The 21,069-nt window shown below is 71.7% G+C and carries 23 protein-coding genes; 9 read left to right on the top strand and 14 right to left on the bottom strand.

The window, feature by feature from the left end; all coding sequences use genetic code 11:
* Window positions 1-40: 40 nt before the first annotated feature.
* Window positions 41-508: a hypothetical protein gene (locus tag ABD466_RS37060; protein WP_344661937.1), complete on the top strand. Its 468-nt coding sequence runs from the start codon at window positions 41-43 to the stop codon at window positions 506-508.
* Window positions 509-565: 57 nt separating this feature from the next.
* Here the strand turns inward: ABD466_RS37060 and ABD466_RS37055 are convergent, their stop codons facing one another.
* Both ABD466_RS37055 and ABD466_RS37050 read right to left on the bottom strand, forming a co-directional pair.
* Window positions 566-1,246 (bottom strand): response regulator transcription factor, encoded by a 681-nt coding sequence (locus ABD466_RS37055; RefSeq protein WP_015796763.1) that lies wholly within the window; start codon window positions 1,244-1,246, stop codon window positions 566-568.
* 34 nt (window positions 1,247-1,280) lie between these two features.
* Window positions 1,281-2,432: a sensor histidine kinase gene (locus ABD466_RS37050; protein WP_344661936.1), complete on the bottom strand. Its 1,152-nt coding sequence runs from the start codon at window positions 2,430-2,432 to the stop codon at window positions 1,281-1,283.
* A 194-nt stretch (window positions 2,433-2,626) separates the two neighbouring features.
* Between ABD466_RS37050 and phoU the strand changes: the two genes are divergently transcribed.
* The gene (gene phoU / locus ABD466_RS37045) at window positions 2,627-3,280 is read left to right on the top strand and encodes a phosphate signaling complex protein PhoU (RefSeq protein WP_344661935.1); all 654 of its coding nucleotides are present in this window, start codon (window positions 2,627-2,629) and stop codon (window positions 3,278-3,280) included.
* 88 nt (window positions 3,281-3,368) lie between these two features.
* Here the strand turns inward: phoU and ABD466_RS37040 are convergent, their stop codons facing one another.
* The 6 genes from ABD466_RS37040 to ABD466_RS37015 all read right to left on the bottom strand — a co-directional run bounded on the left by ABD466_RS37040 (window position 3,369) and on the right by ABD466_RS37015 (window position 9,740).
* Window positions 3,369-5,297: a GTP-binding protein gene (locus tag ABD466_RS37040; RefSeq protein ID WP_344661934.1), complete on the bottom strand. Its 1,929-nt coding sequence runs from the start codon at window positions 5,295-5,297 to the stop codon at window positions 3,369-3,371.
* A 159-nt stretch (window positions 5,298-5,456) separates the two neighbouring features.
* A complete protein-coding gene (locus ABD466_RS37035) occupies window positions 5,457-6,212 on the bottom strand; it encodes a phosphoglyceromutase (RefSeq protein WP_344661933.1) in 756 nt (251 codons plus the stop codon).
* Window positions 6,213-6,221: 9 nt separating this feature from the next.
* Window positions 6,222-6,770 (bottom strand): type III secretion system chaperone family protein, encoded by a 549-nt coding sequence (locus ABD466_RS37030; protein WP_344661932.1) that lies wholly within the window; start codon window positions 6,768-6,770, stop codon window positions 6,222-6,224.
* Window positions 6,771-6,779: 9 nt separating this feature from the next.
* On the bottom strand, window positions 6,780-8,063 hold the full coding sequence (mshA, locus tag ABD466_RS37025) for a D-inositol-3-phosphate glycosyltransferase (protein ID WP_344661931.1): 1,284 nt from the start codon (window positions 8,061-8,063) through the stop codon (window positions 6,780-6,782).
* A 768-nt stretch (window positions 8,064-8,831) separates the two neighbouring features.
* The gene (locus tag ABD466_RS44570) at window positions 8,832-9,053 is read right to left on the bottom strand and encodes a hypothetical protein (RefSeq protein WP_425558837.1); all 222 of its coding nucleotides are present in this window, start codon (window positions 9,051-9,053) and stop codon (window positions 8,832-8,834) included.
* Window positions 9,054-9,377: 324 nt separating this feature from the next.
* Window positions 9,378-9,740, bottom strand: a complete 363-nt coding sequence (locus tag ABD466_RS37015; RefSeq protein WP_344661929.1) for a DoxX family protein — start codon at window positions 9,738-9,740, stop codon at window positions 9,378-9,380.
* A gap of 380 nt (window positions 9,741-10,120) precedes the next feature.
* Between ABD466_RS37015 and ABD466_RS37010 the strand changes: the two genes are divergently transcribed.
* The 5 genes from ABD466_RS37010 to ABD466_RS36990 all read left to right on the top strand — a co-directional run bounded on the left by ABD466_RS37010 (window position 10,121) and on the right by ABD466_RS36990 (window position 13,469).
* Window positions 10,121-10,828, top strand: a complete 708-nt coding sequence (locus tag ABD466_RS37010; protein ID WP_344661928.1) for a hypothetical protein — start codon at window positions 10,121-10,123, stop codon at window positions 10,826-10,828.
* 115 nt (window positions 10,829-10,943) lie between these two features.
* Window positions 10,944-11,414 carry a helix-turn-helix domain-containing protein gene (locus ABD466_RS37005; RefSeq protein ID WP_425558836.1) on the top strand — a complete coding sequence of 157 codons (471 nt, stop codon included), beginning with the start codon at window positions 10,944-10,946 and terminating at the stop codon, window positions 11,412-11,414.
* 60 nt (window positions 11,415-11,474) lie between these two features.
* Window positions 11,475-12,173, top strand: coding sequence for a hypothetical protein (locus ABD466_RS37000; protein ID WP_344661927.1), 699 nt, complete (start codon window positions 11,475-11,477; stop codon window positions 12,171-12,173).
* 112 nt (window positions 12,174-12,285) lie between these two features.
* Window positions 12,286-12,609 (top strand): DUF2516 family protein, encoded by a 324-nt coding sequence (locus ABD466_RS36995; RefSeq protein ID WP_344661926.1) that lies wholly within the window; start codon window positions 12,286-12,288, stop codon window positions 12,607-12,609.
* A complete protein-coding gene (locus tag ABD466_RS36990) occupies window positions 12,606-13,469 on the top strand; it encodes an alpha/beta fold hydrolase (RefSeq protein ID WP_344661925.1) in 864 nt (287 codons plus the stop codon). The genes ABD466_RS36995 and ABD466_RS36990 overlap by 4 nt, the downstream gene beginning before the upstream one ends.
* A gap of 472 nt (window positions 13,470-13,941) precedes the next feature.
* Here the strand turns inward: ABD466_RS36990 and ABD466_RS36985 are convergent, their stop codons facing one another.
* A complete protein-coding gene (locus ABD466_RS36985) occupies window positions 13,942-14,445 on the bottom strand; it encodes a MarR family winged helix-turn-helix transcriptional regulator (protein ID WP_344661924.1) in 504 nt (167 codons plus the stop codon).
* Window positions 14,446-14,573: 128 nt separating this feature from the next.
* Between ABD466_RS36985 and ABD466_RS36980 the strand changes: the two genes are divergently transcribed.
* Window positions 14,574-16,055, top strand: coding sequence for an MFS transporter (locus ABD466_RS36980; RefSeq protein WP_344661923.1), 1,482 nt, complete (start codon window positions 14,574-14,576; stop codon window positions 16,053-16,055).
* Between the two features lie 25 nt (window positions 16,056-16,080).
* On the opposite strand, the gene ABD466_RS36975 is transcribed toward ABD466_RS36980, so the two are convergent.
* Complete coding sequence (locus ABD466_RS36975; RefSeq protein WP_344661922.1) at window positions 16,081-17,079, bottom strand: permease prefix domain 1-containing protein; 999 nt, start codon at window positions 17,077-17,079, stop codon at window positions 16,081-16,083.
* The gene (locus ABD466_RS36970; protein ID WP_344661921.1) at window positions 17,076-17,432 is read right to left on the bottom strand and encodes a PadR family transcriptional regulator; all 357 of its coding nucleotides are present in this window, start codon (window positions 17,430-17,432) and stop codon (window positions 17,076-17,078) included. The genes ABD466_RS36975 and ABD466_RS36970 overlap by 4 nt, the downstream gene beginning before the upstream one ends.
* Window positions 17,433-17,559: 127 nt before the next feature.
* Here ABD466_RS36970 and ABD466_RS36965 point away from each other — a divergent pair, with 127 nt between their 5' ends.
* On the top strand, window positions 17,560-17,817 hold the full coding sequence (locus ABD466_RS36965; RefSeq protein WP_344661920.1) for a YciI family protein: 258 nt from the start codon (window positions 17,560-17,562) through the stop codon (window positions 17,815-17,817).
* A 30-nt stretch (window positions 17,818-17,847) separates the two neighbouring features.
* Here ABD466_RS36965 and ABD466_RS36960 read toward each other — a convergent pair whose 3' ends face one another.
* From ABD466_RS36960 to ABD466_RS36950, 3 genes are all read right to left on the bottom strand, one after another.
* Window positions 17,848-18,846: a DUF5996 family protein gene (locus ABD466_RS36960; RefSeq protein ID WP_344661919.1), complete on the bottom strand. Its 999-nt coding sequence runs from the start codon at window positions 18,844-18,846 to the stop codon at window positions 17,848-17,850.
* A gap of 80 nt (window positions 18,847-18,926) precedes the next feature.
* Window positions 18,927-19,883, bottom strand: coding sequence for an asparaginase (locus tag ABD466_RS36955; RefSeq protein ID WP_344661918.1), 957 nt, complete (start codon window positions 19,881-19,883; stop codon window positions 18,927-18,929).
* Between the two features lie 8 nt (window positions 19,884-19,891).
* Window positions 19,892-20,446, bottom strand: a complete 555-nt coding sequence (locus ABD466_RS36950; protein WP_344661917.1) for an RsiG family protein — start codon at window positions 20,444-20,446, stop codon at window positions 19,892-19,894.
* Window positions 20,447-21,069: the final 623 nt, after the last annotated feature.

Here is a 21,069-nt window from a genome sequence, read left to right as displayed (position 1 = left end):
CCCTCCCGCATGCCTGCCCATCTTGGCTACAGTGGCATGCATGCCTAACCGGGGGACCGTAGCACTGGCCAGGGCCGCCGCCACCGCAGTCGCGGCGGCCCTGGTCTGTGCCGCTTTCGCCGCCTGCAGCAATCCCGTCGACCAGCCCCCGGGCCAGCTGACGAAGAGTGCGAGCGGGGCGGGGAGCGGCGGGACGAGCGGGTCTCCGCTGTCGCAGCCCTCTTCCGTGGGCACCCCGGACGCCCCGGGGGTGCCGCCGACCGCGGGGTCGTCGTCGCAGGGCTCGGGGCGGGAGGCCGGGTCGATCAACGACGCGCACTCGTCCCCGGCGAAGTCCTCGGCGAAGGCGACCGTGACCGCGACCGGTGCCAAGCCGCAGCCCTCGACCGCGCCGAAGCCGACGACCGCGCCGCCGAGCACGCCCCGCAGCACGAGTCCGACCGGGCCGGTGATGGGGTCGCGGCCGGGCGGTTCGTCGTCGGCGCCGCCTTCCATGTCGACACGATGAAGCAGAAGGGTTCCGGCCGAAGACCGGAACCCTTCTCGTCCGCGACCGCCGACGCGATCACCCTTCGAACTTGTACCCCAGCCCCCGCACCGTCACCAGGTGAACCGGCGTCCCCGGGTCCGGCTCGATCTTCGCCCGCAGCCGCTTGACGTGCACGTCCAGCGTCTTGGTGTCACCGACGTAGTCGGCGCCCCAGACCCGGTCGATCAGCTGCATGCGGGTCAGCACGCGGCCGGAGTTGCGCAGGAGCATCTCCAGCAGCTCGAACTCCTTCAGCGGGAGCTCCACCGGGCGGCCGTCGACGGTCACCTTGTGCCGGTCGACGTCCATCCGGACCGGGCCGGCCTCCAGCGCGCCTCCGTCCGGCTCGTCGCTGGCGGCCTGGCGGCGGAGCACGGCGCGGATCCGGGCCACCAGTTCGCGGGCCGAGAAGGGCTTGGTGACGTAGTCGTCGGCGCCCAGCTCCAGGCCGACGACCTTGTCGATCTCGCTGTCCTTGGCGGTGAGCATGATGACCGGGACGTTGGACTTGGCCCGGATCTGCCGGCACACCTCGGTGCCGGGCAGGCCGGGCAGCATCAGGTCCAGCAGCACCAGGTCGGCGCCGTGCCGGTCGAACTCCTCCAGAGCGGCCGGGCCGGTGTCGGCGACCGCCACCTCGAAGCCCTCGTTGCGCAGCATGTAGGACAGGGGGTCGCTGATCGAGTCCTCGTCCTCGACCACGAGTACACGGGTCACTTCGGGGTCCTCCCACTTGGTATGTACATGGCTTTCACCCGGCTCGGGCCAGGTCCCGCTCCTCGACGCAGACCGGGAGCTTCAGCGTGAAGGTGGATCCGTTCCCCTCGGAGGACCACACCGCCACCTCCCCGCCGTGCGTCGCGGCGATGTGCTTCACGATCGACAGGCCCAGGCCCGTGCCGCCGGTGGCGCGCGAGCGGGCCGGGTCGACCCGGTAGAACCGCTCGAAGATCCGCTCCAGGTCGCGTTCCGGTATCCCGATTCCCTGGTCGGTGACGGCGATCTCGACGACGTCGCCGGCTCGCTTGACGGTGACCGCCACCCGGGTCTCGTCCGGGGAGTAGTTCACCGCGTTCTCCACCAGGTTGCCCAGGGCCGCGGCCAGCTGGGTCCGGTCGCCGCGCACCGCGACGTCGTCGTCGGCGTCGGCGACGAGCTCGATCCGGCGCGCCGCGGCGGCCTCGTAGCTGCGGTCCAGGGCGTCCGCCACCACCTCGGCGACGTGCACCTTCTCCGCCGAGGCGGCCAGCGGGGCGTCGATCTGCACCCGGGACAGGTCGATCAGGTCCTGGATCAGCGAGGTGAGGCGGTGCGCCTCCTGCTGCATCCGGGCGGCGAACCGGCGCACCGCCTCCGGGTCGTCGGAGGCCGACTGCACGGCCTCGGCCAGCAGCGACAGCGCCCCGACCGGGGTCTTGAGCTCGTGCGAGACGTTGGCCACGAAGTCCCGGCGCACCTCGTCCACCCGCCGCGCCTCGGTCCGGTCCTCGACCAGGACCAGGACCAGGGTCGCGCCCAGCGGCGCGATGCGGACGGTGGAGTGCAGCGTGGAGCTGGAGCCGTGCGGCAGGTCCATCTCCACCTGGCGTATCTCGCCGTCCCGGCGGACCTGGCGGGCCAGGTCCAGGAGTTCGGGCGAGGTCAGGCTGCGGGACTTGACCAGTCCCATGGCATAGGCGGCCGGCGAGGCCTTGACCACGGCGTCGCTGGCGTCGAGCACGACGGCCGAGCTGCGCAGCACTTGCAGCACCGCGGCCACACCCGGCGGGACCGGGTCGTCGTTAGGCGGTTCGGGTGGACCCACGCGTTCCCTTTCACTGAACCGGAAGGCCAGTGCCCCGCTGACCCCGGTCCCGAGACCGATCAGCGCGGCCAGCCCGGCGGTCGCAGCATTGACGTTCACACCACCAACAGTAAAGGCGCTGTGCACCCCCAACACGCCCACGGATCATTCCGCCGCGCCCAGGTGGCCAAGAGTTCACTTTCCCGCCCCCGTCGGTTCACCGGCGGCATTGGCGCGGGTTGCCTGAACGGGCCAGAGTAATGTCCGTTCGCACAGCCGACGACTTAGCCAGCGACGACAGGAGCGGTAACCCTATGCGCGACGCCTTCCACGAGGAACTCGACTCGATCAGCGACACCCTGGTCGAGATGACCCGGCTGGTGGGCTCGGCGATGGCCCGCGCCACCACGGCGCTGCTGGACGCCGACCTCTCCCTCGCCGAGTCCGTGATCGCCGCCGACGACCAGGTCGACCAGCTCCAGCACGCGCTGGACGACCAGAGCTTCGACATGCTGGCCCGCCAGCAGCCGGTGGCCGGCGACCTCCGCACCATCATCACCAGCCTGCGCATGAGCGCCGACCTGGAGCGCATGGGTGACCTGGCCCGCCACGTCGCCAAGGTGGCCCGCCGCCGCTACCCGCAGTCGGCCATCCCGCCGGAGCTGCGCGGCACCATCGTCGAGATGGGCTCCATCGCCGAGGAGCTGGTGGCCAAGGTCGGCTCGATCATCGCCGCCCGCGACGTCGAGGCCGCCCTGGCCCTGGAGTCCGAGGACGACGAGATGGACCGCCTGCACCGCGGCCTCTTCAAGGCGCTCATGGACGACAAGTGGAAGCACGGCATCGAGACCGCGGTCGACGTGACCCTCTGCGGTCGGTACTACGAGCGCTATGCCGACCACGCCGTCTCGGTCGCGAAGCGCATGGTCTTCCTGGTCACCGGCGAGCACCCGGCCGCGGCCGGGTGACGACGGGCTGACGACGGCTGACGACCGGCCGAAAGCGCCGTCGCCCGGGGGGTCGGCGGCGCTTCGGCGTGAGTCACGCCGCGAGCGCTTAACCCCTCTCCAAGGAGAGGAACCTCAGATACTCCTCCAGGTCACCTGGGTTCCCGTCGGTACGCACGCGCCCCTCAGGCCGCACTCGCACCAACCGATCCCCCGCAGGGTGCGACAGCCATACCGCCTCGCCGTGGGTCAGTCCCGGCAGCACCTTCTCCACTTCCTGCACCGTCCGCGCCGGCAGACTCCCCCGCAACGTCCACACCACCGTGCCGCCTTCCGAAGCCTCGATCTCGGCCTCGTGGGCGATCAGCGCTGACAACACCCCCGACACCGCGTCCGCCGGCACGTCCAGTTCGAAGGCGTGGCAAGGCTCGTAGACCTCGGTCCCGGCCTCCGCCAACGCCCGCATCAGCACGAACGGCGCCAGCTTCCGGAAGTCGCCCGCCGTACTCATCACCGAGTTGAACCCGCTGTGCACCATGGTGACCACCACATCCGTCACCGCCCAGCCGTCCAGCCCCTGCTCCAGCGCCTTCAGCACGGTCTCCTCGGTCGTGCGGTGGAACACCGGCGGCAGCGCGCCGAGCTCGGTCTCGTACCGGAAGACCCTTCCGCTGCCCGGGGCGCCCGCCTCGACACGGAATCCGAGCGTCGCCCAGAACCGCGTACTCGGGTAGTGGTTCATGTCTTCCTGGTACTGCCCGACGCCCACGACCCGCTCCGTGTAAACGGTGCGGCTCGGTGCGAACCACGCCTCGACCCCGTACACCTCGGCCAAGGTCGCGGCGATGACCTCCTTCTGGACCTCTCCGAACAGCAGGACCGAGCTCTCCCCGCTCGGCAGGGCCCGGGTGCTGATCAGCGGATCCTGGTCGGCCAACTCGACCAAGGCGGTGTGCAGACGCGTCGCGTCCCCGTCCGCGGCCCGGACCACGGTCTCCAGACTCGGCGCGGCGAAGTCGCGGGCGACGTCGGCCGACCGTGCTCCTCCCTCGCCCCCGACGGCACCGCCGAACCGGTCGCCGACGCGGATCCCCGCCAGCCCCCGGACCTTCGCGATGTCGCCCGGCCCGGCCGTCGCGGCCCCGTCCACACCGATCACCTCCAGCGCCGTGATCGTGCCGTGCTCGGTACGGTCCCGGGTCCGGAGCTCGCCGTCGTGCACCCGCACGTAAGCGCTCTTCTCTCCGGCCCGCCCCCGCTCGATCGCGAACACGGTGCCCCGGAGCTCGGCGCCGGCGTTCCCGCCAGCCGGCGGCAACAGATCCCGCACGCCCTGGACGAGCTCCGCGACCCCGGCCCCGGTGATGGCCGACCCGAAGTAGACCGGGCAGGCCTCACTCCGCGCGGTCTGCGCCGCCAAAGCCGCCCACAACCGCGCCTGCCCCGGCACCCGGTCCTCGACCAGCGCCGCCAGCACGCCCTCGTCGTGTTCGGCGAGCCGCTCGGCATCGTCCGCACCCAGCGCCGCCGCCCGCACCGAGGCCGCCTTCGTCCCCACGCCGTCGACCGCGGTCACCGCCACCGCTCCCGGCGTCAGCAACCGCCGCACATCCGCCAACAGCTCCGCCTCCCGAGCACCCACCCGGTCGACCTTGTTCACGAACATCACCGTGGGCACCCGCAGCCGCCGCAGCGTCTTCATCAACCGCCGCGTGTGAGCTTGCACGCCCTCCACCGCCGACAGCACCAGAACGGCACCGTCCAGCACTCCGAGCGCCCGCTCCACCTCGGCGACGAAGTCGGAGTGCCCCGGAGTGTCGATGAGATTCACCCGCAGATCGCCGACCTCGAAGGCGGCGACGGCGGACTTGATGGTGATCCCGCGGCGCCGCTCGATCTCGCCGCGGTCCGTCTGGGTGGTCCCGGCGTCCACGCTCCCGAGCCGGCCGATGGCCCCGGTCTCGAAGAGCAGACGCTCGGTCAGGCTGGTCTTACCCGCGTCGACATGCGCGAGGATTCCGATGTTCACAATGGGCACGGTGGTTTTCGACCTCGAAGACTCGATCCATAAGGGAAGCGGAGAATTCGAAGCCTCGGCGCATGCCCGTGCCCTTCCTCGTCCAACGACAGTGCCGCCGCGCAGACTCGCACGGCGGCACCAGACGCCGCAAACGGTTTTCGCTGCGGGGACCCGTCCCTACTTCTTGCCCTGGTTCTTCACGGCCTCGATCGCCTCGGCCGCGGCCGCCGGGTCCAGGTACTCCCCGCCCCGCACCGTCGGCCGCAGGTCCGCGTCCAGCGTGTACAGCAGCGGGATCCCCGTCGGGATGTTCAGGCCCGCGATCTCCTCGTCCGAGATCCCGTCCAGGTGCTTCACCAGCGCCCGCAGCGAGTTCCCGTGCGCCGCGATCAGCACGGTGCGCCCGAGCCGCACGTCCGGCACGATCGCGTCGTACCAGTACGGCAGCATCCGCGCGACCACGTCCTTCAGGCACTCCGTCTGCGGCCGCAGCTCGATCGGCAGCTCCGCGTACCGCGCGTCGTGGAACTGCGAGTACTCGTCGTCCACCGGGAGCGGCGGCGGGGGCACGTCGTACGAGCGGCGCCAGAGCATGAACTGCTCCTCGCCGAACTCGGCCAGCGTCGCCGCCTTGTCCTTGCCCTGCAACGCGCCGTAGTGGCGCTCGTTCAGCCGCCAGCTCCGCCGGACCGGGATCCAGTGGCGGTCGGCCGCCTCCAGCGCCAGCTGCGCCGTGCGGATCGCCCGCTTCTGCACCGACGTGTGCACCACGTCCGGCAGCAGGTCCCGCTCGCGCAGCAGCTCGCCGCCGCGCACGGCCTCGGCCTCACCCTTGGGAGTGAGATTGACGTCCACCCAGCCGGTGAACAGATTCTTCGCGTTCCACTCGCTCTCGCCGTGGCGGAGCAGGATGAGACGGTATTCGGCGGTCATAACGCCAGACTACTGGGGCGGTTCGCCCGCGCTCGCCCCGTGCCCCTCAGGTGTCCGCTCGATGAGATGGCGGAACGCCGCGAGGTTCGCCAGCGACTCGCCGCGGGAGGTCCGCCACTCCCACTCCCGCCGGATCGCCGAGGCGAAGCCCAGTTCCAGCAGCTGGTCGAACGACGAGTCGGCGGCGGCGACCGTCTCCCCGAGCAACTGGTCAACCGTCTCCGGCGTGATCAGCCCCAGCGGCAGCCGCGCCACCAGGTAGACGTCTCCCAGCCGGTCGAGGGCGAACGCCAGGGACCCCAGGCGGGTGTTGCGCTCCAGCAGCCACCGGTAGACGCCCTCGTGGTTCTCGTCCGGCCGCCGCGCGACGAACGCGTTCAGCGACAGCGTGTGGTCCCCGACCACCAGCGAGCACGTGGTCCACAGCTTGTGCTCGCCGGGCAGCCGCACGACGAACGACCCTTCGTCGGGCCGCTCGTACTCCACTTCGGCGTCGGCCAGCGCGTCCAGCACCGCCGACCGCGCGGCGGCTTTGAGGCCCTCTCGATCACCACCCATGGTCCGACCCTATTGCCCGGCGCAGAGCTCGCTGACCCGGGCCTGCCGGAGACTCTCGATCGAGTGACGGTAGACGTCGGCGGTGGCGGCGGCGGTCGCGGCCCAGCCGAACCGCGCCGCGTGCCGCACCGCGTGGGCGCCGTACTCGCCCAGCATGCGCGGCGAGTCCAGCAGCCGGGCTATCGCGGTGGCGTAGTCCGCGGGGTCGTGCCCGGTCACCAGCGTCCCGGACCGGCCGCCGGCCACCGCCGTCGCCAGCCCGCCGACCCGCGCGGCCACCACCGGCGTCCCACAGGCCTGAGCCTCGATGGCGACCAGCCCGAAGGACTCGCTGTAGGACGGCACCACGGCCACGTCGGCGGCGCGGTACCAGTCGGCCAGCCGCGTCTGGTCCACCGGCTTCACGAACCGCACCACGTCGGCGATCCCGAGCCGCCGCGCCAGCCGGTGCAGGTGTGTGGGCTCGGCCAGCCCGGAGCCGCTGGGCCCGCCGACCACCGCCACGACCAGCTTCTCGCGGCGCCCCGGATCGCGGGCGATCAGCTCGGCGGCGGCCCGCAGCAGCACGTCGGGGGCCTTCAGCGGCTGGATCCGTCCGACGAACAGCAGGACCGCCGCGTCCTGCGGCAGTCCCACCATCTTGCGCGCGGCGAGTTTGCCGCCGGGTCGGAAGCGTTCCAGGTCGACGCCGGGGTTCACGGTGGACACCCGGTCCGGGTCGGCGCCGTAGAGCCGGACCAGCTCCGAGGCCTCCTGGTCGGTGTTGGCGATCAACCGGTCGGCGGCGTCCACCACCTGGTCCTCGCCGACCAGCCGGGCCGTGGGCTCGGGGTCGTCGCCCAGGGCCAGCGCGGCGTTCTTCACCTTGCCCAGGGTGTGCATGGAGTGGATGAGCGGGACGCCCCAGCGCTCCTTGGCCAGCCAGCCCACCTGGCCGGAGAGCCAGTAGTGGGAGTGGATCAGGTCGTAGTAGCCGGGCTCGTGCATGGCCTCGGTGCGCAGCACCCCGGAGGTGAAGGCGCACAGCTGACCCGGCAGGTCCTCCTTGGACAGCCCCTCATAGGGGCCGGCTGTGACGTGCCTCACCAGGACGCCCGGCGCCAGGTCCACGGCCGGCGGCAGCGCGCCGGTGGTGGCCCGGGTGAAGATCTCCACCTCCATGCCGAGCGCGGCCAGGCGCCGGGAGAGCTCCACGATGTAGACGTTCATGCCGCCCGCGTCGCCGGTCCCCGGCTGGTGCAGCGGGGAGGTGTGCACGGACAAGAGCGCCACACGCCTGGGCAGCGTTTCCACGGCGCGCTACCTCCTCCATCGGGGTTCTTGCGGGAAGACCGACGGCAAGGGCCGCCAACGGTGCAACAGTGGCGGCTCGGCAGCGCATTCCCGGCCCGCTTCCCCGGCCGGGAACGCACACCGGCGGTCCGATCATCGGACGACTCTACGGGGCTCGGCGGCCGGGACGGCAATCGCGGCGGAAACCTGGCGAAAAAAGGGCGAAAAGAAGCCCGGCCCCGCACGCCGATCACGCGGGGACGTGAGCGGCACGGGGCCGGGCAGGCGCGCGGGTCTGCACTCGCACACCGCCGAGGGTCGGGCTCCCCCGGAGGGCTCTAAGCGTGGCATGTCCGATGTCAAAGCCACGTAAGGAAGATATTTACATCGCGCACCGTGACGGCCGCGCCCCGCCATCATGCACCGGATCAGGTGCCGTGAGCAGCGGAAACCATCGACGAAGGGCGTGACGGCGTCGAAGGCCGACTCATGGACGCTGACGCCGTGCCGGTCCAGCGCCGCGCCGAGCCACGGCGGGCGGCTGTCGACAAGCACCTCGCCGAGGGCCGGGACGGGCTGGTCACCGCGAGCCCTTCCGGCGCGTCGCCCAGGCCGACGTCCACGAGATCCCCGTCGGCGAGCAGTGGCGGGATTCCGTCGAGGAACTGCTCATACGCCACCGGCCAAGCCCTCATACGGCACGGCCAGGCCGTCGTCCGAATGGACCGGTCCGGCGACGGCGTCGAGCTTCGGGCTCGTCGGAACAGCGAGGTGACGGCGACCGTGCCGCTAGCCCTCGACCGGCCCGCGAGGCAGGAACGAGGCCGTCACGAGGTCGCGCACCGTCCGGCGGCAGTCCTCGTCGCCGAGCGTCGCCGAATCGGGGTCCCCGTGGCGGTGCATGGCGGACCAGGCGATGGTCTCGGTGATGAAACGCGCGGCGATCGGGACGTCCGGGACCGGGCGGAGCAGTCCGGCGTCGATCCGGGCGTGGAGATAGGCGGCGAGCATGTCCAGGAGCCCGCAGCGGGTGTCGACGTAGTACCACTGCGCCAGCTCCGGCAGGTCGGCCGAGCAGCGGGCGAAGAGTCGGAGAATGGTGCGGTCGGCTTCAACGAAGGCGTAGATGCCGTCGACGACCTGCGCGAGTTCGGCTTCGGCGCCTCGGCCACCGGGCCTGCCCCGACTGCGGGCTCTGCCTCGGCCGCCTGGCCCGCCTCGACCGCCTCGACCGCCTGCGTCGCCGCCCCCGGGTGGACAGGCGGCCGGGCCAGCAGCTTGCTCAGCGACTGGGCCGGCGCCCGCAGTGACCCGATCGGTCAAAGAAGACCCCGCTCAGAAGCGCCCCACCGCGACGAACGCCGCGATCGCCAGGTACATCACCGTCGCCACCGCCAGCTTGCCCTGCCCCACCCGCTGGTTGGTGACGGTCGCCCCGACCATCAGCGCCATCCAGCACACGGCGGTCACCGGCACCATGACCGGCGCGATGTCCAGCATCCGCGGCAGCACGAACCCGAACGCGGCCAGCACCTCCAACACCCCGATGCCCTTGATGAGCCCGTCGCTGAGCCCCTGCGTCCACTCGCCGCCCCGCATAGCGGCCAGCTTCGCCTTCGGCGTCACCACCTTGAGGGCCCCACCCACCAAGCCGACCACGGCCAGCAGCCCGGCGGCGATCCACAGTGCGACGTTCATGAGTTCCAGTGCCTTCCTCGTCACGTTCCGGTTTCCGGCTCCGAGACGAGACAGGCCCCGCGAAACGTGACACGGGACGCCACGTCTGAACGCCTCACCGACGCGTTCGGCTTGCGAAGCCGCCTGCTCATGGACTGGCCCCCGACGGCCTGGACTTGACGATGTGGTTTTGTGAAGACGCGGCAACGGTTGCTAACCGGAGTCCAAGCCCGTTGAGCGCGAGTTTGGTCACGGCCCCACCTGACCGATTTCGGTCCATCCCCTCCGGAGTCTTCATGGGCTACAACTTCCACATCACCCGAGCTGACGTCTGGACCAGCAGCGCGATGTATCCGATCTCGCTGCGCGAGTGGATCACGGTGGCCGACGGGGAGCCCAGCATGGTGAAGCCCGAGCAGATCGACAGGCCGGGAACCTACGGATACACGTATGCCGAAGGCCACAGCGCGTGCATCGAGTGGCGCGACGGCTTGATCACGCTGAACAAGGGCGACGCGACCCCGGAACTCGCCGGCATCGCGCAGAAACTCGGCGCACGGCTGGTGGGGGACGACGAGGAGGAATACTTCGTCGACGGCAGCTACGCGCACTGGAGCAGGCCGCGGCCGATCCTGCTGACAAGGCCCTTGAACGTCGATGAGGCCGCAGCGGCCTGGCGGCAGACCTTCGAGCAGCTCGACGACGACTACGATGCGTGGCGTCCCAGCCCGTACCACGCGCAGCACGCTTTGGCGACGTTCCGCGCCTTCGCCGTGCGCGAGATCGCGTCCGCGGACGTTCCCGACGCGGACGGGCTGCTCTATCAGTACGGCCCGTTCGGATCAGAGGGAGATCCGGTGTTCACGGTGAGCTTCGTCCGCCGGCTGGCCACCGATGCCGACGGCGGCCACACCCGGGTCGAATGCCGCCTGGACTACTCGATGAGCGAGGAGCTCGCTGGACTCGGCAGGTACAGCCAGTGGTGGTTCGCCGACGAGGCTCAGCCTCGCGATCAATGGTTCGATGCGCTCGCCGACCGACCTGAGTGGCGGCTTCTGAGCACCGTGACGCCGCTCACCGTCGTGTTCGACACCGACACAGCGTGCTGAGACCGCCGCGAGCGTGACTGCGCAGGGCGCGGCTGTAGGGCCTTCCCCGTGCCCTGCATCACATCTGCTAGCACTCTGCTTGCAATTGCAAGCACACCCGTGCCACCCTGGTCCCATGCCCCACAACCCCCTGGGAGCCCTCCCCATCAAGCCGCTCGGCGAGTACATCCGCGAGCAGCGGCGCAACGCGCAGTACTCCGTGCGGCAGTTGGCGCAGGCCGCTGGGGTGTCGAATCCGTACCTCAGTCAGATCGAGCGAGGGCTGCGGAAGCCCAGTGCGGAGATCTTGCAGCAGCTGGCGAAGGCGTTGCGGATCTCGGCGGAGACGCTCTATGTGCAGGCCGGGTTGCTGGACGGGGCGCCCGAGGGGGCGGCCGGAGGCGTCGACGAGGACGCGGCGACCGACGGTGGCACCCGTGGCGCCCAGGGCGCCGGTGGTGTGGGTGGCGAGGGTGGGAACAGGACCGGCGGGGTGCGCGAGGCCGTCGCCGAGGATCCCTGGCTCTCCGGGCGGCAGAAGCGCGCCCTGCTCGACATCTACGAGGCCTTCCGCAATGAGGGCGCCGGGCACGACTCGCAGGACTAGGACTCATCCGAACCCGGGACCCGGATCGGGCCCGATCAGCAGTGAATTGAGAGGCATGTCATGAACCTCGTCGACAGCGCTCGGAAGACCGTCGCGACCACCGTCAGCAACCCGAAGCCGTTCTACTTCGCGGCGGGGGTCGGGGAAGCCGCCGTGGAGGCGATCAAGGATGCGCCGACGCGGCTGACCGTGGCCGGGGCCAAGGCCGGGGAGGTCGCGACGTCCGTGGCCGGGCGGGTGGCCGGGGTCGCCGAGACGGTGCAGTCGAAGATCGCGCTGGGGCAGTGGCAGGACGACGCCAAGGCGCTGCGGGAGCGGATCACCGAGCCGGACCTGCGGGCCGCGCGGGAGAAGGCGCAGACCCTGCTGCTCGTCCAGGTCGGGCGGGCGCTGGAGGTGGCCGGCAAGGCCGTGGAGACCTACGACGGCTACTCCGAGCGCGGCAAGGCCGTCGTGGAGCGGGTGCTGGCCGGGCGGGTCACCGAGGTCGAGGTGGTGACCGTCGAGCAGACGCGGGCCAACGGCGTCACCGTCGAGTCGGTCACCGTCGTGGACGACAAGGCGGACGACAAGACGGCCGACAAGGCCGACGACAAGGCGGAGCCGGCCGACGGCAAGACCGCGGCCGACGCCGCTCCCCGGGCCGAGGAGCCCAAGCCCGCGGCCGCCCCCAAGGCCCAGCCCCAGGCCAAGGCCGCGCCGAAGAGCACGGCTCGCAAGTCCGCCGCCTCCCGCGCCAAGAAGGCCGACCAGGCCTGATCGGTGGGGCCGGAAGCTGGGAACGAGCCCGCCGGTCGCGTACGTTGAACGTAGCGAACGGCGGGTTCCAGCCTCGGACCGCCCCTGAACCGAGAAGGAGGAGGACGGCCGCATGATCGGCTCCGCACTGCGCGACGGCCTCTACAGCTTCCTCGCGCTGATCTCCCTCGCCGTGGTGATCGGCCAGGTCGTCGTGCTGATCGACGCCGCCCTCAAGCGCGAGGACGCCTACCGCGCGGCCGGGAAGCTCACCAAGCCGGGCTGGCTGATCATCCTCACCGTGGCGATCGCCGCGAACCTGCTGCTCGGCCTGCTGTTCACCATCATCGGCGTGGTCGTCGCGATGGTGTACTGGGTGGACGTCCGCCCGGCCCTCAAGGAAGTCTCCGGCGGCTCCCGCGACAACCGCCGCCAGGGCCCCTACGGCCCCTGGTGACCGCCCTCCCGACCCGAACGCTTCGCTACACCGCCGACGGCCCCGCCGTCGGCGGTGTCGTCAGCGGCGTCGTCGAGTACACGGCCCTGGGAAGCCCGCAGCCGCCGACCACCCTGTTCCTCCACGGCCTGGCCGGCTCCATCCAGGACACCCGCCCCCTGGCCTCCGGGCTGCCCGGCCGCAAGGTCTTCGCGCACCTGCCCGGCCACGGCCGCTCCACCGGTCCGGACCCGCTCTCCTACGACGTCCTCGCCGCCGCGGCGCTCGCCGTCGCCGACCACGAGCACGCCACCGCGGCGGTCGGCGTCTCCCTCGGCGCCGCGACGCTGCTGCGGATCCTGGCCCGTGACCCCGGCCGTTTCGGACGCGTCGTGCTGTACCTGCCGGCCGTCGCCGACGTCCCCCGCGCGCCCGAGGCCGTCGCCCCGCACCGCGCGCTCGCCGAGCGCCTCGCCGCCGGCGACGTCGACGGGGTCGCCGCGGCCCTGCTGCGGACCCAGCCCGCGGCGGTCCAGGACGGCCCGGTCGCCCGCAACTGGGCCCTCCGCCGCGCGAAGGAGCTGGTCACGGAGCTCGAGGAAGAAGGCGGCGACCCCCGGCGCTGGCTCCCCCTCGCCGCCGCGGTCCCCCTCGAACCGCGGGACCTGCCCGGGCTGCACCGCGTCACGGCGCCGATCCTCGTGATCGGTCAGGAGGGCGACGCGGCGCATCCGTCGGCCACCGCCCGCCGCATCGCCGACGCGCTGCCGACCGCCGAGCTGACGATCTTCGACGAGCAGGGCGCGCTGTGGGGGCACCGGAGCGAACTCAGAGAATTGATCAGCGGATTCCTGAGCCCCGCCGGAACTTCTCAGCGCTGACGGTCGTTAGGTTTCTTTTATCGTCTTTTACCCATGTCGACCTGGGCTTTCTTTTCTCAGGGTTTTCTCACAGGGGTCTCAGCGAATCCCTGGGGCGGCGGGGCCATAGTGGACTCACCCCCGAAAAACCCGGGAGAGCCCGACTCCCGGACGGTGTGGCTGCTGACGAGACGGCCACGCTGGGCCCCGGTCCTGATGGGCCGGGGCGTCGGGTCAACTTTCCAAGACCTGGCGGATGTGTGGACCGGTGGGGACGCCGCCTGCGGCGTCTGGTGTGTGGGATGCAAGACCCGGACCGCCCGTCCGGTGAGGCCGCTCAGTCCTCCTCCCTGAGCAGCGGTTCACCGGCCGGGCGGTTCGGTGTTTTCCCGCTTTCCGCGCGGTCTTTAAAGACGGCTTAACCATCGCGTGCTCTGATGACGGCACGCGGCGCGGCGCGGGCGAGCCTGGGACGCCCCGCCGCGACGCGTCTTCACGCCTGGCGCGCGCGCCGCGCCCCCACCGGGCTCTCCACCGGCTCGGCCAGATGCCCGCGGGCCAGCAGCGTCAATCCCTCCAGCAGCGCCGACCGCAGCGCCTCCGGCAGCGCGCCGATCGCCTCGGCGTGCACGCCGTCCACGATCGCCTGGCTGCGCTTCGCCATCTCGGCGCCGGCCTCGGTGACCGCGATGATCCGGGCCCGGCGATCGGTGGCCGACGGGCGCCGCTCGGCCAGTCCGGCCTGTTCCAGCGCGTCGACCGTGACCACCATCGTGGTCTTGTCCATGTCGCCGAGCTCCGCGATCTGGATCTGCGTGCGCTCCTCCTCCAGCGCCTTGACCAGCACGCAGTGCATGCGCGCGGTCATCCCGATCTCGGCCAGCGCCGCGGCCATCCGGGTGCGGAGCACATGTGAGGTGTGGTCGAGCAGGAACGACAGGTCCGGCGCCGTGCAGGCGGCGATGTCACCGGTGAACGCGGGGGCCAGGGAGGTCATGCCCGCCAGTCTACCCCGCGAGAACTCCGCCAGCAGATCTTCCCGAGAAAGATTGTCTGCTTCAAAACTATCCGCTACTGTCGTTCCTGTCGGCATCCCCGGCATCCCCGGTTCGCAGGAGTGATCGCATGTCTCTCGAGTCACACGTTCCGAGTCCGGGCGCGAAGCGCCTGGCCCTCGCCGTCATCGCGACCAGCGCGCTGATGGCGGTCCTGGACGGCAGCATCGTCACCGTCGCGATGCCCACCATCCAGGGCGACCTCGGCTTCTCCCCGGCCGGCCTGAGCTGGGTGATGAACGGCTACCTGCTGGCCTTCGGCGGCCTGCTGCTGCTCGCCGGGCGGCTCGGCGACCTGGTCGGCCGCAAGCGGATGTTCCTGGCCGGGACCGCGGTCTTCGTCGCGGCCTCGGCGCTGGCCGGCGCCGCCTCCTCGCCGGCGATGCTGGTGGCCGCCCGGATCCTGCAGGGCGTCGGCGGCGCCGCGTCCTCCGGGGTGAGCCTGGGCATCCTGGTCACCCTGTTCACCGACTCCCGCGAGCGCGCGCGGGCGCTCGGCGTGTTCGCCTTCACCGGAGCGGCCGGCGCCTCGATCGGCCAGGTGCTGGGCGGCGTGCTGACCGACTCCCTGAGCTGGCACTGGAACTTCACGATCAACGTCCCGATCGGCGTCCTGACGCTGGCCGCCGCGGCGAAGGCGATCCCGGACGACCGCGGGCAGGGCCTGCGCGGCGGCGTCGACCTGCTCGGGGCGCTGCTGGTGACCTCCGGCCTGATGCTCGGCATCTTCACCGTCGTCGGCACCGCGGACCACGGCTGGGGTTCGTCCCGCACGCTCGGCCTCGGGGCCCTGGCCGCCGTGCTGCTCGCCGGGTTCTTCGTCCGGCAGGCCACCGCCGCCACCCCGCTGATGCCGCTGCGGATTCTGCGCTCGCGCTCCGTGGTCGCCGCGAACCTGGTGCAGATGCTGATGATCTCGGCCATGTTCGCCTTCCAGATCGTCGTCGCGCTCGACATGCAGAAGGTGCTCGGCTACGGCGCCACCGAGACCGGCCTGGCGATGCTGCCGGCGGCGCTGGCGATCGGCGGCATCGCGCTCGGCGTCTCGGCCCGCGTGATCGCCCGGTTCGGCGCCCGCGCCGTGCTGATCACCGGTCTGGTGCTGCTGGCCGCCGCGCTGTCGCTGCTGCTGCGCCTGCCGGTGCACGCCGGCTACGCCACCGACCTGCTCCCCACGATGCTGTTGATCGGCGGCGGCGGCCTGGCGATGCCGGCGGCGGCCGGCCTGGGCATGGCAGGCTCCCGCGAGGAGGACGCGGGCCTGGTCTCCGGCCTGTTCAACACCACGCAGCAGATCGGCGCCGCCATCGGGGCCGCGGTGCTGTCCACGCTGGCCGCCGGCCGTACCGGACACCTGCTGGCCGAGGGCCGCGGCGCGGCGGAGGCGTTGGCCGGCGGCTACAAGGTGGCGTTCGGGGTCGGGGTCGTCCTGCTGGCCGCCGCGCTGGTGGTGGCGGTCGGGGTGCTGCGGCCGGAGCGGGGGAGGCCGCAGGATGCTGAGGTGGTCGACGAGACGGCGGCCGACGCGGAGCTCACGGTGGCCGCCGTCTGATCAGGCAGGGCTCACGACAGAGCTCTCACCCCTCGGCGCCGAGCGCGTCGAGGGGTTCGGCCGTCCGGACCCGTGCGCGCAGGCCGAGCAGACCGCCGAACAGGACGAAGCCGATGTAGGCCGCGACCGCTTCGACCGCCGCCGCGGGGAGATCGACGTCGCCGAGCAGCAGATCCGGCAGCTTGAGCGCGACACCGGCCGCGACGGAGACGGTGGCCGCGGCGCGCCATGGATGCCGGCGCAGCTCGAGCCAGCTCATCAGGTGGGGAGCCCGCCCGACCGCCGCGGTCCAGGTCCGGGTCACCGAAGCGTGGAGCCGCGCGGTCGGGGACCAGCGCAGGGCGAGGTCTTCGCAGCAATCAGCGATGACGTCGAGCGTCGACGTGCCCGGACTCCGGTCGGCACGCAGCGCCGCCCGCACACTGAACCACGCCGCGACCGGCACCGCGAGCGCCACGAACGCCGACAACGCCCCCTCGGCCCGTCCGGCGTCGGTGACGTTGCCCGCCGAGACGACCGCGACCGGGGCGAGCGCGGCCACGGCCGCCATCTGTGCGCGGGCCGCGATCCCCAGGCTCCGCGGCGGACGCCGAAGCAGCCAGGGCGCCAGGACCGCCAGCAGGAACGCCGTCCCCGCGCTGAACGCCGCCACTTGGACGAGCAGCACCGGAAGGCCGTAGTAGAAGACGTCGTTGGGCCACGGATTCGCCGGCGCCTCACGTTGGGCCAGCCCGGCCGCGACGAAGGCCGCGCCCACACTGACCGCGAGCGCCCACGCCGCCGACCGCGCGCTGTGCAGGGCGCTGTCACGGTTGAACTCGGCGGCGAGTTCCTCGGGCGCACCGAACCGTGCCGTCGCGCGCCGCGCGGCGGCCTGCGGCGTCAGCCCGGCCGCCTCCTCCTCGGCCACCAGGTCCGCGAGATGCGCTGCCACCTCACGCGTGATCCGACGGCGCCCGCGCATCCCCACGCGCAGCCGCCAGGCGAGATCGTCCACATAGGCATCGACCGACCGGTAGCTCATGACGTCACCGCCCCCGTCTGCGAAGCCGGCCGGGAAGGCGCACCGAACACCCGTTCCACCGCCGCCGAGAACGAGCGCCACTCGCTCTGCCGCTCCTGCGCGGCCCGCCGCCCGGTCGTGGTCAGCGAGTACACCCGCCGTCGTCGGCCGCCGGCCTCGGACCAGCCGCTGGCCACCAGCCCGGCGCGCTCCAGGCGGTGGAGGGCCGGGTAGACGGAACCCTCCGGCAGGTCGAAGAACCCGTCACTGCGTTCTCGCAGCGCCTCGATGAGGCCGTACCCGTGGGCCGGGCCCGCGGTGAGGACGGCGAGCACAAGGCCGTCGAGGTGGCCGCGCATCATGTCCTGACTCATACCTAGACAGTCTAGGCTTAGGCTTGCTTGGTATCAAGGCTTCCCACGGCGGGCCGTCGATTCCGGCGCGCACCGTCCGACGCTCTCAGGAAGGCTGGATCCACCAGTCCCACACCGAGGTTGCGAGATGCCGAAGTTCATGGTCTTCATGCCGGGCACCACCGAGTCCGAAGCGGGGGTCGTGCCCCCGCCGGAGATCATCGCCGCCATGACCGCCTACAACGAGCAGCTCGCCAAGGCGCGTCCGCGGCGACCTGCTGTTCCGGCTCGGGCGGCATGCCGAGGCCCGCGCGGAGTTCGAGCGGCCGCCGAGCTCACCGCCAACACGCGGGAGCGCACTCTCCTACTGACCCGCGCCGCCGCTTGCGATGCTGCGGAGGCCTGACTGCGTCACCGCCGTCGACGGCTCGTCCGCTCAGGGCCGCTCGGGCCAGCGCCGGCCCCCGAGCGGCTCTTCGCTGCGCAGGAGCGGGTCGGTGATGCCGTTCCAGCATGCGAGGGAGGCGGAGTCCCAGCCCGCGAGGGAGGAGCCGGCCTCATAGGCGGACTGGAAGAACTCCAGAGCACAGCCCACTGGGTCGTCATGACTGCGTGCGTCGTCATAGGAGTAGTTGGCTGTGTGGCTTCCGCGGGCCGACGTCCATAGTGCTTTGTCAGGGCGCAGCGTATGGCTCTCGATGCCTTCGGGCTCGGGATACGTATAGGAGTAGAACGTGGGTTCCGGCGTATTAGGGTCGCCGTACCAGAACCCGGAGCTGATTTGCTCCCGTGAGTAGGACTCCCGCGTAGCCTCGTCCATCCCTTCCGGGGCAGGGATCTGCCGGGGCGAGTAGCGCTGGGTGGCGATGTCGAAGGAGTGCCAGAAGATCTGGACCGGGCTGGTCTTCCCGGAGAAGGCCGCACTGAACTCCTCCAGAATCCGGCCCACCTGGCTGAAGACCCGGAACGCCAGGTGCGCGTGTTCCGGGACGTAGGTGTCGTGCTCGGTGTCCTCAGCGAACGGCCGCGCCTTGTCCGGCAGGTCGTACGGATGCGGGTTCGCGAGCCGCGGATCGATGTCCAGCATGCGCAGAGCTTCCTGGGTCTGCGTGTAGAAAGACGCCACCGACTGGTCGGCGAGCGGGACCAGCGCCTGGCCGCCGTGGTCGGTGTCGATCCGCAGGACATGGTCGAAGAAGTCGAACTCGCACGTGAACAAGGGCCCCGAGCGCGCTTGGCCGAGCTCGACCGTGGACCAGCCGCGCGGCCGGTTGCGCAACGTGATGTGCCACCAGTGGTTGCGCCGGACCCCCTGGGCCAAGGCGAGCTTTCCGACGATCTGCAGGTAGCGGTGCAGGGTCTCCCTGGTGGGCCGCCACTCCTCGTAGGGGAGGGCGGGAAGGACTTCCGTCGAGATCGGCGTCGGGTCGCTCATGTCCGCGAGCCTAAGCGCGGAACGGATCCGGTGCTCGTCGACGTCCTCCCCGCCCGGGACGCCCGGGGAACCGGATCGCGTCAGATGGCGGAGCGCACGGCGCCGACCGGAACGCCTCCGCCGAGCAGCGGGGACTCCGCGTACCGGTCCAGGACCTCGGCCTCGACGCCGAGCCGCCGCAGGGCCGCGACCAGCACCGGGCCCACCGCGCGGCGCTCGTGGTCGCCGTCGGCCACCTTCAGCGCGACGGCCCGGCCGTCCGGCAGAGCGACCGCCTGCACGCCCTCGGCGCCGCCCTTGGCCAGCAGGCCCGGGATCCCGACCATCAGGTCGGTGTCCAGGCGGTCGGTGCCGGAGACGTACTCGGGGTGCGCGCGCATCGCGTCGGCGACCCGGCGCTCGGCCGTGGCGGGAGCGGCGAGGACCGCGGCCTGGAAGGCGCGCGCCAGCCCGGTCAGCGAGATGCCGTAGAGCGGGGCGCCGCAGCCGTCGACGGCGTCGAAGCGGACGGGCTCGCCGGCCAGCCGCGCCACCGTGTCGCGGGAGGCACGCTGCAGGGGGTGGTCCCGGTGCAGGTAGTCCGCGAGGGACCAGCCGTTGTGCACACAGGTGGCGAGCATCGCAGCGTGCTTGCCCGAACAGTTCATCGTGACCCGCTGCTTGCCGCCGCCGGCCCGGACCATCGCCAGCTTCGCGTCCTCGGCCAGCGGCCAGTCCGGCGGGCAGGCCAGGGCGTCCTCGCCCAGGCCGGCGCCGGCCAGGATCTTGCGCACACCCTCCAGGTGGAACGGCTCGCCGGCGTGCGAGGCGGCGGCCAGCGCCAGCAGCTCGCCGGTGAGGTCCAGCCCCTGCTCCAGCATCGCCACCGCCTGCATCGGCTTGTTGCTGGAGCGCGGCAGCATGACCGCCTCCACGTCGCCGTACGCGAACTCCACGCGGCCGTCGGCGTCCAGGGCCACCAGGCGGCCGTCGTGCCACCCCTCGGTGAAGCCGGAACGGACTATCTCGGCGAGCGGGACGACTCCCTGAGCGGTCATGTGCGGTGTTACTCCATCTTCTGCTCCTCATTGAGCAGATCGTCGACGGTTGCCTGCCCCTCACGGTAGCGGCGCGCCAGCTCGGCCGCGAACCGGTCGATCACCCCCTGCGCGATCCGCCGGTACTCGGAGACCTCCCGCTCGTACTCCTTGAGCGTCAGCCGCGCCTCGGCCAGCCGCTCGTCGGAGAGGTCCAGCACGATCGCCGGCCCCGCGGCGTCGATCCGCTCCTCCATCTGCGACCGGTACTCCCCCGGATCGGGATCCGGCACGATGTCCATGTGCCGGGGCGACCGCGCGTTGGCCGGCGGCTCGTCGGCCAGGATCGCCGCCAGGGACTCCACCAGCGGCGCGGCCGACCCGGCGGCCCGCCGCCGCAGCTCCGCATCGATTATGTCGATCCGCCCGTGCAGCACGCGCCGCAGATAGGAGAGTTCGGACTCCTCCCGGAGCGCTTCACCGCGCTCCCGCCGGATCGCGGTGACCTCGAGGGCCTCGACCTCGGAGTCCGGCCGGCGCGCGGCGGCCAGGACCCGGTCGAGTCTGGTGGCTTGGGTGCCCATAACAGCATCGTTCCATGGTGGGGAATAGTGCGGATCGAGGTTGGCCCGATCGCCACCCGATCGCGATAGGCGGAGGGTGTGAACGGGGCACCGATCCATCAAGTGCCGAGGGGCGGAGGCGCTTGTCAGGCGACCATATGATCCGGATGTCGCGGAGCTGGACGGGGTGGATGTCTCACGGGCCGGACGAGGTGGACCACGGCGCGGCGCGGGAGCCGGGTTCAGAGGCAGAGTTGCGAGGCGGAGTTGCGATCGGGGGTTGCCGGTTCGGCGAGCCGGGCACCGGACAGGCCGTGGCCGGCGACCACGCCGGGCCGACGGCGACCAAACCAGCGACCGAGCCCGTGCCCGTGCCCGGCAACCAGGCCCGTGCCCCGCACTCGCGACCAAGCCCGTGACCACCGACCACGCCCGTGACCACCGACCACGCCCGTGACCACCGACCAAGGCGGTGGCAGAGCCAGTGAGCAGCGACCGAGCCCGTGCCCGGCGGCCCGGCGACCCAGCCCGTGACCACCGGCCAAGCCGACCGCAGAGCCGATGACCAGCGACCGAGCCGATGGCCGAAACCACCTCCCGACCCGGTCGCCGAACCACCTCCCGACCCGGTCGCCGAGGCCACC

It is taken from the genome of Catenulispora subtropica (assembly GCF_039531675.1).
Taxonomy (GTDB): domain Bacteria; phylum Actinomycetota; class Actinomycetes; order Streptomycetales; family Catenulisporaceae; genus Catenulispora; species Catenulispora subtropica.
The sequence above is the reverse complement of the archived record's forward strand: the minus strand, read 5'-3'. Positions and strand labels throughout refer to the sequence as shown.

Coding starts and splice junctions, on each gene's coding strand:
- ABD466_RS37015 (WP_344661929.1), bottom strand. CDS start 9,740: ATGAACGTCGCACTGTGGATCGCCGCCGGGCTGCTGGCCGTGGTCGGC.
- ABD466_RS44570 (WP_425558837.1), bottom strand. CDS start 9,053: ATGCTCGCCGCCTATCTCCACGCCCGGATCGACGCCGGACTGCTCCGC.
- ABD466_RS36985 (WP_344661924.1), bottom strand. CDS start 14,445: ATGACCTCCCTGGCCCCCGCGTTCACCGGTGACATCGCCGCCTGCACG.
- ABD466_RS36975 (WP_344661922.1), bottom strand. CDS start 17,079: ATGAGCTACCGGTCGGTCGATGCCTATGTGGACGATCTCGCCTGGCGG.
- ABD466_RS37010 (WP_344661928.1), top strand. CDS start 10,121: ATGGTGAAGCCCGAGCAGATCGACAGGCCGGGAACCTACGGATACACG.
- ABD466_RS36980 (WP_344661923.1), top strand. CDS start 14,574: ATGTCTCTCGAGTCACACGTTCCGAGTCCGGGCGCGAAGCGCCTGGCC.
- ABD466_RS36950 (WP_344661917.1), bottom strand. CDS start 20,446: ATGGGCACCCAAGCCACCAGACTCGACCGGGTCCTGGCCGCCGCGCGC.
- ABD466_RS36970 (WP_344661921.1), bottom strand. CDS start 17,432: ATGAGTCAGGACATGATGCGCGGCCACCTCGACGGCCTTGTGCTCGCC.
- ABD466_RS36960 (WP_344661919.1), bottom strand. CDS start 18,846: ATGAGCGACCCGACGCCGATCTCGACGGAAGTCCTTCCCGCCCTCCCC.
- ABD466_RS37060 (WP_344661937.1), top strand. CDS start 41: ATGCCTAACCGGGGGACCGTAGCACTGGCCAGGGCCGCCGCCACCGCA.
- ABD466_RS36955 (WP_344661918.1), bottom strand. CDS start 19,883: ATGACCGCTCAGGGAGTCGTCCCGCTCGCCGAGATAGTCCGTTCCGGC.
- ABD466_RS37000 (WP_344661927.1), top strand. CDS start 11,475: ATGAACCTCGTCGACAGCGCTCGGAAGACCGTCGCGACCACCGTCAGC.
- ABD466_RS37030 (WP_344661932.1), bottom strand. CDS start 6,770: ATGGGTGGTGATCGAGAGGGCCTCAAAGCCGCCGCGCGGTCGGCGGTG.
- ABD466_RS36965 (WP_344661920.1), top strand. CDS start 17,560: ATGCCGAAGTTCATGGTCTTCATGCCGGGCACCACCGAGTCCGAAGCG.
- ABD466_RS37005 (WP_425558836.1), top strand. CDS start 10,944: ATGCCCCACAACCCCCTGGGAGCCCTCCCCATCAAGCCGCTCGGCGAG.
- phoU (WP_344661935.1), top strand. CDS start 2,627: ATGCGCGACGCCTTCCACGAGGAACTCGACTCGATCAGCGACACCCTG.
- ABD466_RS36995 (WP_344661926.1), top strand. CDS start 12,286: ATGATCGGCTCCGCACTGCGCGACGGCCTCTACAGCTTCCTCGCGCTG.
- ABD466_RS37035 (WP_344661933.1), bottom strand. CDS start 6,212: ATGACCGCCGAATACCGTCTCATCCTGCTCCGCCACGGCGAGAGCGAG.